Annotated in this window: 9 protein-coding genes; 5 read left to right on the plus strand and 4 right to left on the minus strand. The window is 66.0% G+C overall.

The features are described from left to right. Positions 1 to 43: 43 nt before the first annotated feature. Positions 44 to 4474, plus strand: coding sequence for a class I SAM-dependent methyltransferase (locus tag L1081_RS16600; protein ID WP_489413157.1), 4431 nt, complete (start codon positions 44 to 46; stop codon positions 4472 to 4474). 76 nt (positions 4475 to 4550) lie between these two features. Here the strand turns inward: L1081_RS16600 and argB are convergent, their stop codons facing one another. Together argB and L1081_RS16610 are read right to left on the minus strand one after the other, a co-directional pair. Next, positions 4551 to 5444 (minus strand): acetylglutamate kinase, encoded by an 894-nt coding sequence (argB, locus tag L1081_RS16605; RefSeq protein WP_012745926.1) that lies wholly within the window; start codon positions 5442 to 5444, stop codon positions 4551 to 4553. Positions 5445 to 5508: 64 nt separating this feature from the next. Beyond that, on the minus strand, positions 5509 to 6606 hold the full coding sequence (locus L1081_RS16610) for a glycosyltransferase family 4 protein (RefSeq protein WP_489413158.1): 1098 nt from the start codon (positions 6604 to 6606) through the stop codon (positions 5509 to 5511). Positions 6607 to 6651: 45 nt separating this feature from the next. Here L1081_RS16610 and L1081_RS16615 point away from each other — a divergent pair, with 45 nt between their 5' ends. Together L1081_RS16615 and L1081_RS16620 are read left to right on the plus strand one after the other, a co-directional pair. Then, positions 6652 to 7410 carry a galactosyltransferase-related protein gene (locus tag L1081_RS16615; RefSeq protein WP_489413159.1) on the plus strand — a complete coding sequence of 253 codons (759 nt, stop codon included), beginning with the start codon at positions 6652 to 6654 and terminating at the stop codon, positions 7408 to 7410. An 86-nt stretch (positions 7411 to 7496) separates the two neighbouring features. After that, complete coding sequence (locus L1081_RS16620) at positions 7497 to 9548, plus strand: acyltransferase family protein (protein ID WP_489413160.1); 2052 nt, start codon at positions 7497 to 7499, stop codon at positions 9546 to 9548. Positions 9549 to 9551: 3 nt separating this feature from the next. Here the strand turns inward: L1081_RS16620 and L1081_RS16625 are convergent, their stop codons facing one another. Next, positions 9552 to 10550, minus strand: a complete 999-nt coding sequence (locus L1081_RS16625) for a glycosyltransferase (protein ID WP_489413161.1) — start codon at positions 10548 to 10550, stop codon at positions 9552 to 9554. A gap of 99 nt (positions 10551 to 10649) precedes the next feature. Further along, the gene (locus tag L1081_RS16630; RefSeq protein WP_489413162.1) at positions 10650 to 11654 is read right to left on the minus strand and encodes a glycosyltransferase; all 1005 of its coding nucleotides are present in this window, start codon (positions 11652 to 11654) and stop codon (positions 10650 to 10652) included. 98 nt (positions 11655 to 11752) lie between these two features. Here L1081_RS16630 and L1081_RS16635 point away from each other — a divergent pair, with 98 nt between their 5' ends. Both L1081_RS16635 and L1081_RS16640 read left to right on the plus strand, forming a co-directional pair. Continuing rightward, positions 11753 to 12058, plus strand: coding sequence for a cupin domain-containing protein (locus L1081_RS16635; RefSeq protein ID WP_489413163.1), 306 nt, complete (start codon positions 11753 to 11755; stop codon positions 12056 to 12058). Further along, positions 12055 to 12858 (plus strand): ABC transporter permease, encoded by an 804-nt coding sequence (locus tag L1081_RS16640; RefSeq protein WP_489413164.1) that lies wholly within the window; start codon positions 12055 to 12057, stop codon positions 12856 to 12858. Before L1081_RS16635 ends, L1081_RS16640 begins: the two co-directional genes overlap by 4 nt. The last annotated feature ends 2 nt before the right edge of the window (positions 12859 to 12860 follow it).

The following is a 12860-nucleotide window of genomic DNA, read 5'->3' on the forward strand; positions in this document are numbered from 1 at the left end:
TCGAATCTAGCGGAGGCCCGGACTCGTCCGGGCAGGAATACAAATGAAAGAACCCACCCTCATTCTTCCGACAGTCGACCGGTCGCTCGACGTGCTGACGCACCCGGTGCTGGACCCGCTCTTCTGGACGCCGCACCTGCTCGGCAAGGCCAGCGCCTGGTGGACTCACACGCCGTTCGCGTTCTGGATCGTGGCCGCCTGCAAGCCGGGTTTGCTGGTGGAGCTGGGCACGCACAACGGCGTCTCGTACGCGGCGTTCTGCGAGGCCGTTGCGCGGCTCAAGTCGGCCACGCGCTGCTACGCCGTGGACACCTGGGCCGGAGACGAGCATGCCGGGCACTTCGACGCGCAGGTCTACCACGAGCTTCGCGACTTCCACGACAAGCACTTCAGCGCCTTCTCCGAGCTCCTCAAGTCCACCTTCGACGACGCCCTGCCGTACTTTGCCGACGGCTCCATCGATCTGCTGCACATCGACGGCTTCCACACCTACGAGGCGGTCAAGCATGACTTCGAGACCTGGCTTCCCAAGCTGTCGGACAAGGCCGTGGTGCTGTTCCACGACACCAACGTGCGCAGCGGCAATTTCGGCGTCTTCCGCTTCTTCGCCGAGCAGGCACGGCACTACCCCTCATTCGAGTTCCTGCACGGTCACGGGCTCGGCGTGCTGGCCGTGGGAGACCGCGCGCCGGCCGCCGCCATGGCGCTGTGCAACCTCGAGCCCGAGCGCGCCGATGCCGCCAGAGCGCGCTTCGCTCATCTGGGGACGCGCTGGTTCGTGACCACGCGCGAACAGCTCGGCTCGGCCGAACTGCATCAGCGCATCCACGAAGCCAATGCCCTGCGTGCGCCGGTGGAAGCCGAGCTGGCCCAGGTGGCGGCCGCCCGCGCGGCCGAGGCCGAGGCCCGCGCCAGCGCCGAAGGCAAGCTGGACGCCCTGGCCCACGAGGTGGCCGAGAAGGCCGCGCAGCTGGAAGACCTGAACCGGCAGACCAGCGATGCGCAGGCGAAGGCCGCCCAGGCCGAAGCCGCCGCGCGTGCAACCGGCTTCGCCCACGAGCAGGCGAACCGGCGCGTGGCGGAGCTCCGGAATGTCGTGGCGCAGTTGGCCACCGACCTGAACAAGACCCGCGACGACCTGAACGAGACCGGCGAAGCCAGGAGCCTGCAGCAGCGCACCGCGCTGGCTTGGAAAAACCTTGCCGACCGGAAGGAAGACCGGGTCGAATCGCTGATGGAGCGCTTCACGCGACTGCGGGTCGATCCGTCCCTGAGCGTGAAGGCCAAGTTGCGCAGGCGCCTGCGGCTGCTTGCCCGGCGCCTTGCCGGCAAGCCGGTGGACCTGGGCGCGGTGGAGATCGTCCGGTTCTCGCCCTACTTCGACCGCGAGTGGTACCTGAAGACCTACCCCGACGTCGCATCGGCCGGCACGGACCCCGCGGAGCACTACGTCACCCACGGCGCAGCCGAAGGGCGCCAGCCCGGCCCGTGGTTCTCGGGCACCGAATATGCCGCGCGCCACGGGGACGCCGCGGGCTTCAATCCGCTGATTCACTACACGCTGGTCGGCGCGCGAGAGGGCCGGCGCGCCGGCCTGCTCGGCGGCGACGACACCGAGCCGCCGCCCATTCCTGCGTTGCCCAGCCGGGTGTTCTCGATCTTCTATGTTTCCGGCGAGGCGGATACGCCCGGCCATCTGTACCGCGTCGCGCGCTACATCGAGGCGGCGCGGATGAACGGCGTGCCGGCGGAATGGGTCCGGCAGGAAGAGCTGGAGGCGCGGCTCGAACTGACGTCACGGCACGACGTGATGATTCTCTGGCGCACCCAGTGGAGCCCGGTGCTCGAAAAAGCCATCGGGCTGATGCATGCGCAAGGCAAGAAGGTGGCGTTCGACATCGATGACCTGATGATCGAACCCGACCTGGCCGACACCAAGGTGATCGACGGCATCCGCTCCAACGCCCATCCGGAGGCCGCGGTGCGCGAGCTCTTCGCCAGTGTGCGCCGCGCCATGCTCGCGGCCGACGTGTGCATTGCCAGCACCCAGGAGCTGGCCTATCACATGCGCTGGGCGGGCAAGTCCACCCATGTGCTGTTCAACGGCTTCGACGACCAGACCTTCGAGCTCTCCAGGCGCAGCGCACGGCAGTGGCGCAGCACGCGCACCGACAACCTGGTGCGCATCGGCTATGCCGGCGGATCGCGGACGCACCAGCGCGACCTGGGCCTGGCCATCGAAGCGATCGCGCGCGTGCTGCGCGAAAACGAGCTGTGCCGGCTGGTGCTCTTCCAGACCGAATCGGGCATGCGCCTAGTCGACGTGGAGGAATACCCGGTGATGGTCGGTCTGGAGCACCGCATCGAATGGCGACCCTTCCAGACCCTGGAGACACTGCCGCGCGAAATTGCGCGTTTCGACATCAACATCGCGCCGCTGGAATTCGGCAACCCCTTCTGCGAGGCCAAGAGCGAACTGAAGTTCTTCGAGGCCGCGCTGGTCGACGTGCCGACCATCGCGTCGCCGACAGGCCCGTTCACGCGGGCGATCGAGCACGGCGTGTCGGGCTTTCTGGCCGCGAGCGCCGACGACTGGTACCACCATCTATCGACCCTGGCTTCGGAACCCGCGTTGAGGGCCAGTGTCGGCTCGGCCGCGTTCCTGCGCACGATGGCCTCGTACGGGCCGCTGCAGCGGGCCACGCAGTTCGGCCGCGTGCTCGACCAGCTGCAAGGCGATGCGCTGGCCGCGCGGGCCTTTGCGCTCGATGCGCGCGTTCGCTCGGCGCCGATCCGCCGGCCCCAGCTGATGCCGCTGGAAGTGCTGTTCGAGCACCGGGCCGACGAGGTGGCGCTTGCGGACGTCACGGTGGTCATTCCGCTCTACAACTACGAGCAGTTCATCGTCGAGGCGCTGGAATCCGTGCGCGCCCAGACGCTGGCGGTATTGGATCTGGTGGTGGTGGACGACTGTTCGACCGACGGCTCGCTGGACGCCGTGCTGGCATGGGCCCGGCAGCACGCCAGGCGCTTCAACCGCGTGGTGGTCGCCCGGCATGAGGCCAACAGCGGCCTGGGCCTCACGCGCAATGCGGGCTTCCACCTCGCGGACAGCCCCTATGTGCTGCCGCTGGATGCCGACAACCGGCTGCGCCCGAAATGCTGCGAAGAGCTGCGCCGCGCCATTCGCGCCGAGCGCGTGGCCTTCGCCTACCCGACCATCCAGCACTTCGGCGCCTCCAGCGCGCTGCTCGGCGAAGCCTCCTACGAGCCGCAACGCTTCGTGGCCGGCAACTACATCGACGCGATGGCGCTGGTCTCGAAGGAGGCGTGGGCGATCGTCGGCGGCTACAACCACGTTCGCCACGGCTGGGAGGACTACGACTTCTGGTGCCGGCTCGCGGAGCAGGGCCAGCGCGGCTTCTGGGAAGAGCAAACGCTTGCGGACTACCGCGTGCATGCGGGTTCGATGATCAAGGCCGAGACGACGGTCCCGCAGAATTACCAGCGGCTGATCGAGAACTTCAAGGCCCAGCATCCCTGGGTGTCGCTGATCGACGAGCGGCTCGCGCGCAAGGCGCCAGCGCTGCAGGTGGCGCTGAGCGACGGCGGCGCGAAGTCGCGGCTCCAGGCGCTGCTGCCGATTCTTCGCTGTCCCAAGACCGGCCTCAAGCTGACGGCCGACGCGGCAAGCGGCGCGCTGGTGACCGTGGACGGCTGGCGGCGCTGGCCCGTCGTCCAGGGCCGCCCGGTCCTTTGCGAGGACATCGGCGAGCCCGAGCTCAAGCCCGCCGAGCACGTCAGCAACCCGCTGCCGCCCGAAGCCCTGAAGCTCGCGAAGAGCACCAAGGGGTGGGTGCTGAATCTCAGCGGCGGAGGCTCGCAGGAAAAGATCGAGAACGTGGTCGAGGTCGAATACTGCCTGTTCAGGCACACCGACGTGGTCGCCGATGCCCACGTGCTGCCGTTCGACGACGCGGTCTTCGACGCCGTGATCGTCATGAACGCCTTCGAGCACTACCGCGAACCGCAGAAGGTGGCGGCGGAACTGCTTCGGGTGCTCAAGCCCGGCGGCCGCATCCTGGTTCGCACCGCCTTCATGCAGCCGCTGCACGAGCGGCCCTGGCACTTCTTCAACTGCACGCGCTACGGGCTGGAGCAGTGGTTCCGCGAGTTCGAGGCCGAGCGCGTGCGGGTGTCGGAGAATTTCGCGCCGAATCACTCCGTCAGCTGGCTCGCGTCGGAGTGCGAGCAGGCGCTGCGCGCCAACGTGTCCGACGAAGCCGCGGAGCGCTTCCGGGAGTCCTCCGCGGGCGAGCTCGTGGACCTGTGGCGCGATCCGTCGCTGCGCGACACGCCGCTGTGGACCGATTTCGAGAAGCTGCCGCAGTCGGTGCAGGAGGTCGGCGCCGCGGGCTTCGAGTTCCTGGGCCGGAAACCCCCGGGGGCCCGAGTGGGCGCCAGCGGCTGCTGAGGCTGCTGAGGCTGCTGAGGCTGCTGAGGCTGCTGAGGCTGCTGAGGCTGCTGAGGCTGCTGAGGCTGCTGAGGCCTCAGCGGGCGCGGATCATCGTGCCGTAGGCCTGGTCGGTCAAGATCTCCAGCAGCATCGCGTGCGGCACGCGGCCGTCGATGATGTGCACCGCGTTCACGCCGCTCTTGGCCGCATCGAGCGCGCCCTCGATCTTGGGCAGCATGCCGCCCGAGATGGTGCCGTCGGCAAACAGGTCGTCGATCTCGCGCGCGCTCAGGTTGGTGAGCAGATTGCCGTCCTTGTCGAGCACGCCGGGCGTGTTGGTCAGCAGCATGAGCTTCTCGGCCTTGAGCACGGTGGCGAGCTTGCCGGCCACCACGTCGGCGTTGATGTTGTAGCTCTCGTTCTCCTCGCCGAAGCCGATCGGGCTGACCACGGGAATGAAGGCGTCGTCCTGCAGCGCCTTGACCACGCTGGGGTCGATGGAGACGATGTCGCCCACCTGGCCCACGTCGTGGTGCAGGTTGGGATCGGCGCGGTCTGCCATCTTGAGCTTCTGCGCGCGGATCATGCCGCCGTCGCGCCCGGTCAGGCCCACGGCCTTGCCGCCGGCCTGGTTGATCAGGCCCACGATGTCCTGCTGCACCTCGCCGGCCAGCACCCATTCGACCACCTCCATGGTCTCGGCGTCGGTCACGCGCATGCCCTGGATGAAGCTGCCCTTCTTGCCCAGGCGGTTGAGCGCCGCCTCGATCTGCGGGCCGCCGCCATGCACCACCACCGGGTTCATGCCGACCAGCTTGAGCAGCACCACGTCTTCCGCGAAGTCGGCCTGCAGGGCCGGATCGGTCATGGCATTGCCGCCGTACTTGATGACGATGGTCTTGCCGTGGAACTTGCGGATGTACGGCAGCGCCTGGGCCAGGATCTCGGCCTTGTCGCGCGGGGGAATGTTGAGGACGGGATCGGTCATGGGCGGGCGGGCTCCAAAACGGTGGGAACGATGGAAAGAGAGAATTCTTGCAGCAAGGATGCCGTCACGGGCGCAGCCAGCGCGGCACCTTGAATCGCACGATCATCAGGTAGGCGCCCACATAGGTCGTGACAAACAGCAGGCAGAACAGCATCAGCACGATGGTGTTGTTCCAGAACAGCACCGCCGGCACCACCGAGAGCGCGGCGAACATCCAGAGGTAGGGCGAGGTCCGGTTGTTGCGGGCGAGCAATTGGCGCGCCTCGTCGTCCGCGAACGCCACGCGCACGATGCGCCGAAAGATCAGCTGGTGGAAGTGCAGTGCGTCGGCGGTGCCGGGCGACTGGCCGCGCGCGAGCTTGCGGTAGATGGAGAACAGCGTCTCCCAGACCGGGTAGATCAGCAGCAGCATCGGGAACCACGGCGAGACGACGCGGTGCCGCTGGACCAGCGTCACACACGCCAGGGCAATCACCATGCCCCACACGTAGGCGCCGCCGTCGCCGGCAAAGATCTTGCCGCGCGGATAGTTCCAGATCAGGAAGCCGATGGTGGCGCCCACCAGGCAGACCATCATGGCCGCGAGCTGGCGGTCCCCCACCTGCAGCGCCACGTGCGAGATGGCAAGGCACACCAGCACCGCCACCGTGCCGGCCAGCCCGTTGTAGCCGTCGATGATGTTGAAGGCATGGGGCAGCCCGCCGATGGCCAGCGCCGCGAACAGCACGGCGCCGTACGGCACCAGGGCCAGCCAGCCGTCGACCGCCTCGATGCCGGTGCGCGACAGGCCAAGGCCCAGCACCCAGCACGCGAGCAGCGCGGAGCCGATGGTGAGCGCCAGCCGCCAGCGCACCTTGACGTTCTGCGTCACGTCTTCGACGATGCCGCCGAGGACCGCTGGCGCGATGCACAGCAGCGTGAGCATCGAGGTCTTGAGCGGCCAGGACACGTTGAACGGGTCGGTGCCGGTGATGCCGGAGGCCATCCAGGCCACGCCCATGCCGAGCAGGATGCCCGCCCCCCCGAGCCGCGGCACGTGGCCCTTGTGGAAGCGCTGGGGCATGTCGGCGCCATAGAGCCGGGCGTGCCTGCGCGCGCGGCGCATGAACACCTGGACCCCGAAGGCGGAGACGAAGAAACTGATGACGATCAGAGCAATCATGTGTGGGTGTTGGGGAACCCTAGAATTCCCGAGCGAAATTAGACCATGCCAGCGCCCCCTTCCCCTTCTTTCCCCCCGATCACCATTTCGATCGTCAGCCACGGCCAGCTCGCGCTGGTGCGCCCGCTGCTCGAGCAGCTGGACCGTTTCTGCCGCAGTTCGACCGCCAAGGTGGTGCTCACGCTGAACATCCCCGAACCCGACGTGCTGGCCGGCCTGGACTGGGGGTTTGCGGTCGAGCGGATCGAAAACGCCAGCCCCAAGGGCTTTGGCGCCAACCACAACCAGGCCTTCGGGCACTGCGACACGCCCTGGTTCCTGGTGCTCAACCCCGACATCCGCCTCGACGGCGACGTGCTGGCGCCGCTGCTGGCCCAGGCCGCGCCCGACGCCGGCCTGCTGACGCCGCGCATCCTCGAACCCGGCCGCAGCACCCCCGAGCAGCACCGCGCCATCATCACGCCGCTCGAGATCCTCACGCGGCGCAAGCCGGGGTATGTGCGCCCGGCGGTGCCGGACTGGATTCCGGGCCTGTTCATGCTGTTCCGCAGCCAGGCCTACCGCCAGATCGGGGGCTTCGACGAGCGCTTCTTCATGTACGGCGAAGACTTCGACATCTGCGCCCGGACCCGGCTGGCCGGCTGGAAGCTGCAGGTGGGGGAAGACCTGCTCGCGCGCCACGAGGCCCAGCGCGCCAGCCGCAGCAGCAGGAAGCACCTCTACTGGCACGTGACCAGCCTGCTCAAGGTGTGGACCTCGGGCGCGTTCTGGCGCTACCTGCGGGCCCGCTCCCGCAGGACCTGAAAAAAAGCGCTCCCGCGTTTGCGCAGACAATCCGGGGCCGGGAAGCCAGCAGAGACCGCAGGCGCCGTCCCCTCCCAACCACGACGATGACGACCACGAGCAGCCCGACAGCCCCGCAGGAACACGCCCACCTGCTCCATCCCAAGTACCGACCCGACATCGACGGCCTGCGCGCCGTCGCCGTGCTTTCCGTGCTCGGCTACCACGCGTTTCCGCAGTGGATCAAGGGCGGCTTCATCGGGGTCGACATCTTCTTCGTCATCTCGGGCTTCCTGATCACCACGATCATCCTGGGCAGCTTCGAGGGCGACGGATTCAGCTACCGCGAGTTCTACGCCCGCCGCGTGAAGCGCATCTTTCCGGCGCTGGTGCTGGTGCTGGCGGCGACCTTTGCCTTCGGCTGGTATGCGCTGCTGCCGCACGAGTGGGAGCAGCTCGGCAAGCACGTGGCCGCGGGCGCCGGTTTCGTCTCGAACTTCGCCTTCTGGAGCGAGGCCGGCTACTTCGACAACGCGGCCGAGACCAAGCCGCTGCTGCACCTGTGGTCGCTGGCCATCGAGGAGCAGTTCTACATCTTCTGGCCCGTGCTGCTGGGCCTGGCGTGGAAGCGCAAGTGGCGCGTGCTCGCGGTGGTGGGCACGGTGGCGGCCATGTCGTTCCTGCTCAACGTCACGACCATCCACAGCCACCGCACGGCGGCGTTCTATTCACCGCTGTCGCGCTTCTGGGAGCTGATGATCGGCGGCATGCTGGCGTACATGCGGCTGCACCGTCCCCTGCCCAAGCCGGGCTGGGGCCGCCATGCGCAGTCGATTGCCGGGCTGGTGCTGATCGGCCTGGGCCTCGCCTACATCCGCGGCGGCAAGGCGTTTCCGGGTTTTTGGGCCATCCTGCCGACGCTGGGCGCGTTCTACTGCATCGCGGCCGGGCCTACGGGCGTGCTCAACCGCTACGTGCTCGCCTCGAAGCCCATGGTATGGGTCGGCCTGATCAGCTATCCGCTGTATCTCTGGCACTGGCCGCTGCTGGTCTACGCGCGCATCGTCGAGGGCGACGTGCCGTCCAACGGCCTGCGCGCGCTGATGCTGCTGGCCGCCTTCGTGCTGGCCTGGCTGACCTACCGTTTCGTCGAGCGCGGCACGCGCCGCAGCGAGAACAGCACCGTCATCTCGGTGCTGGTGGCCCTGATGGTGGGCTTCGTGGTGCTGGGCACGCTGGCGGCCACGCGCTACTACGTGGGACGGCACAGCGACCCCTACTTCAACAAGACGGCCGCCGCCGCCAAGGACTGGGGCTACCCGGACGGGCTGAGCCCCATCAAGGTCGATGGCGAGGTGCTGCAGCAGATCGGCCACGGCAAGCGCCGGGTGCTCCTCTTCGGCGACAGCCACATCGAGCAATATGGCCCGCGCGCCGTCGAACTGAGCAAGATCGCGCCCGACACCCTCGATTCGCTCTCTTTCGCCACCTGGGGCGCCTGCCCGCCCATTCCCAACGTGGTCGACGAAAAGAACAACCTGTGCGGCGAGCGCCGCGACGGCGCCATGCGCCTGGCCATCAGCGACAAGTTCGACGCGGTGGTGTTCGGCGGCTGCTGGAACTGCTACTTCTCGGAAACCGGCAAGCCCAATGCCGCGAACGCCGAGGCCGACCGCTACTACTACTTCGACGGCAAGACCAAGCGCCGCTTCATGGGCGGCGGCGGCGCGGACTTTGCGCTCAACATGCTCGAGGCGGTGATGACGAACCTTGCCAAGCACAAGCAGGTTTATCTGGTGCTGGACAACCCGGTGGGGGAAGGGTATGGGCCGGAAGAATTCGTGAAGGGAGGGCGGCTCGGCAACATGAGCGTGGCGCCGATGTCACCCACGACGGAATGGGTTTCAGCACAAAGGGCCCTTCACGAACGCATGCGCCAGATCGCGATCCGAAGCGGCGCCATCGTGATCGACCCGATTCCGACGCTTTGCAAGGGCACCCAGTGCACCCGGGCGGACGCCGACGCCACGCCCATCTACAAGGACGCAGGGCACTTGCGGGCCGAGTACGTGCGCAAGTTCGCAACGTACATCGACGTGGCGATGAGCACGCAGAAGCAGCAGCAAACACCCGCAACCGTGCCGGTCACGGGGCGCTAGAACTCAGGAATAGAGCTTCCGCAGGCTGCGCACGCCCGGCAGCCGCGTGATCGCCCCAACCAGGCGCACCATGCCGGGCGAACTGTGCTTCAGCAAAAACAGCGTAGCCCGCAAGCGGAGCTTTTTCTTGCGGCCGACATAGGGGTTGGCCAAAACCATCGCGCCGTACTCGAAGAGGATCGCGGTCATTTCCTCGCGATACTGGTCGTCGTTCTTGATCGACTCGATCGCGTGGTTGACGAAGTACGGCTGAAACCGGGGCACGAGGCAGTCGCGGAAGTAATAGCGCCCGCGCTGGTGCTCGTCGGGGAACATCTGCACCAGCTTCTTGAAGTACTTGAAGCGGCTGCGGATCATGCGAATGCCGAACGAGGTGCTTGCCGTATGAATGCACCACACCGTCACGGCCTTGTCGACAAAGTAATTGCTGTAGCCTTTGCGGAACACGCGCAGGAAGAGGTCGTCATCCTCGAAGCCCATGAACTGCGAGTCGAATCCACCCACCGCCTCGAAGGCCTTGCGACTGATCAACGTGGCCGAGGGCAGCACGAACATGTCGTGCCGCAGCAGGTCGTTGATGTTTCGCTTGGGATGCGTCGCATGCTCCTTCACAACCCCGGTCCGGATCACGTTTCCATCGGCGTCGGCTTCGTACAGGTCGGCATAGACAAAACCCAACAGCCGGTCGTCCTGCGGGATCGAAGACGCCAACGTTTCAATGTGGTTGGGCAGGTAGAAGTCATCCTGGTCCAGGAAGCAGATGAAGTCGGAGGTGGACGCTGCGACTCCGGCATTGCGTGCGGAGCCCTGCCCGCCGTTTTCCTTGTCCAGGATGCGGAAGGGATAGCGCTTCGCAAGCCCGTCGAGCGCCGCGCGCTCCTCCGGCCGCGAGCCGTCGTTCACCACAATCACCTCGGCTGGAGGCACCGATTGCTCGAACACGCTGTGCACCGAGCGCTCGATGAAATCGGCGCCGTTGTAGAACGGGATGATCACCACCACGCTGGGTGACGCGCCTGGCGCGCCGGCGATGGATGCAGGTGAGGGATTCGTGGGAGTCATTGTTTTTGTGGAGTGACGCGATTCGCTTGGGGCGCAAGCCTACACAGATTCGAAGAGGTCGCGCACCACGCCCCGGAAGCCACGGCCGAACTTGTCGTAGCGGCCGGTCATGGCTTCGCGCAGGATGGGCAGGCAACGGGCGAGCCGGGACGCGGGCAAGGCTGCGCGGAAGCGCTGGTGCTCGATCTTGCTGCGCACCTTGTCGAGAATTTCCGGCGGGACCCGGCCTCCGATCTTCTGCAGCCGTGCAAGGAGCAGTTCGGCCTTGATGGCCCGCTCGATGTGCGTGTTGCCCCTGGAAGCCAGTGCCTTGCGCACCTTGGCTTCGAAGGTGTCGCGCCGTGCCCCGATCTGGTTCGACGCGTGCTGCCGGTAGTCGATGAGCGGTTGCTCCAGCAGGTCGACTCGCCCGATGGCCGATGCGATGATGCCCAGCCACTCGTCATGCACCCATTCGACGGGCAGAGGCATGGCGTGTTCGAGCAGCGCGCGGCGAAACAGCGTGGTCGCGCCTGTCACGAGGTTGCGCCGCAGGAACACGTCGAAAGCCTTGCCGCCGTGGATGCGCTCGATCTCGGACGGAGTCACCTCGAGCGCATGAAACAGCGTATGGCCGATGTCGCGCAGCTCGGCGTCCACCAGACGCGCGTCGGTATGCAGAAGGAGCAACTTCGGGTCATGCTCGAAATGCGGCACCATCTGCGCGAGGCGCTCGGGGAGCCAGACGTCGTCCTGGTCGCTGAGCGCAATCAGTTCGCTGGTGCAGGCGCCGATCGCCTGCTCGAAGTTCTTGACGACGCGCAGCGCGGGCCGGTTCTCGAAGATGCGCAGCGCCACAGGGTGCTGCGGCCGCTCGGCCGCGCATTCGGCTACCGCGGCGCGCACCACATCCACCGAACCGTCGGTCGATGCGTCGTCGGACAGCACGATCTCCACCGGCGGCAAGGTCTGCAGGCAGATGCTGCGCACCTGTTCGCGCAGGAAACGAGCGCCGTTGTGGGTGCACAGAGCAACGGAGACCTCAAGGGGGCGAGCGATGCTCATGAAATGGCGGGTTCCAATAGTTACGGGCCCTCCAAGACGAGGGCCGGTAAAATTATCCACTTCTTCACATTCGAACAAGAAAATGCGCGTCCTGTCAGTTGTTCTCCCGGAGGCGCAGAATCCCCGGTCCGCTTGGCATTTATGGAATCAGGGCGGAACTGTCACTGCAATATCATCACCAATGCGCAGCGCACTGGGCCGGTGTCCGGGGCCGAGGTATTGACCAGATTGGCAACGTCCAGCACAGGACCTTCCTCGGCGGATATCGCCACACCCATTTGAAAGAGAAACATCGATTGACGAACATCGGCAACGAGTATCTGGTGCTTATTGAAGCCCAGTATTGGGAACATCCGGGCAAGAACGAGATCGTCCGCCTGGCAAATACCTGCGGACGCGTATGAGCCAAATCCATTCCAACTTGCACCGCAGCCCATGGGCTGACTGGTGGGAAGGTACCCGCCGCACCGACATCTGGTGGACGCTCGCATGGTTCGACATCGTGCTGCGCTATCGCCGTTCGATGCTGGGCCCGCTCTGGCTCACGCTGAGCATGGGTGCCATGATCGGCGGCATGGGGCCTCTGTACAGCTCGCTGTTCGGAACGGAACTCTCCAAGTTCTTCCCTCACCTCGCCCTAGGCATCATTTTTTGGGGCTTCTTTTCCAGCGTCGTCACGGAGTCATGCAACGCCTTCGTGGGGTCCTCCAACTACCTCAAGCAAGGCTATTTCCCAATCAGCCTATTTGTCTGGCGGAGCATCGCGCGCAACCTGATCCAATTTGCGCATCAGATCGTCCTGTACATCCCGGTTGCGCTCTGGGCGGGCATCTCTCTTTCGTGGTCTGCCATGCTGGTCATTCCTGCGATGGCCATTGCAATCGTCAATGCACATGCACTCGGATTACTGCTTGGGCTCATCTGCACCCGCTTCCGCGACGTCACCCAGATCGTGAGCAGCGTCATGCAGATGCTGATGTTCCTGACACCCGTGTTCTGGCTGCCCGAGAGTCTGCCGGACCGCGCCAAGTACATCCTGTGGAACCCGTTTGCCCAGATGCTCGATCTGCTGCGCACGCCGCTGATGGGCGGAGTTGCTGCTGCGCACAGCTGGCTGGGCATCCTGGGATGGTCGGCCTTGACTCTCGTCGGCTCCGCAATTTTGTTTTCCAGATACCGTCGACGCGTTGTCTATTGGCTCTGACA

The sequence above is a fragment of the Variovorax sp. MSC1_012 genome (genome assembly GCF_023667525.1).
Taxonomy (GTDB): Bacteria; Pseudomonadota; Gammaproteobacteria; order Burkholderiales; family Burkholderiaceae_C; genus Variovorax; species Variovorax beijingensis_B.

Excerpts from the sequence above, each read along its gene's own strand:
- L1081_RS16600 (WP_489413157.1), top strand. The coding sequence starts at position 44 with ATGAAAGAACCCACCCTCATTCTTCCGACAGTCGACCGGTCGCTCGAC.
- argB (WP_012745926.1), bottom strand. The coding sequence starts at position 5,444 with ATGACCGATCCCGTCCTCAACATTCCCCCGCGCGACAAGGCCGAGATC.
- L1081_RS16610 (WP_489413158.1), bottom strand. The coding sequence starts at position 6,606 with ATGATTGCTCTGATCGTCATCAGTTTCTTCGTCTCCGCCTTCGGGGTC.
- L1081_RS16615 (WP_489413159.1), top strand. The coding sequence starts at position 6,652 with ATGCCAGCGCCCCCTTCCCCTTCTTTCCCCCCGATCACCATTTCGATC.
- L1081_RS16620 (WP_489413160.1), top strand. The coding sequence starts at position 7,497 with ATGACGACCACGAGCAGCCCGACAGCCCCGCAGGAACACGCCCACCTG.
- L1081_RS16630 (WP_489413162.1), bottom strand. The coding sequence starts at position 11,654 with ATGAGCATCGCTCGCCCCCTTGAGGTCTCCGTTGCTCTGTGCACCCAC.
- L1081_RS16640 (WP_489413164.1), top strand. The coding sequence starts at position 12,055 with ATGAGCCAAATCCATTCCAACTTGCACCGCAGCCCATGGGCTGACTGG.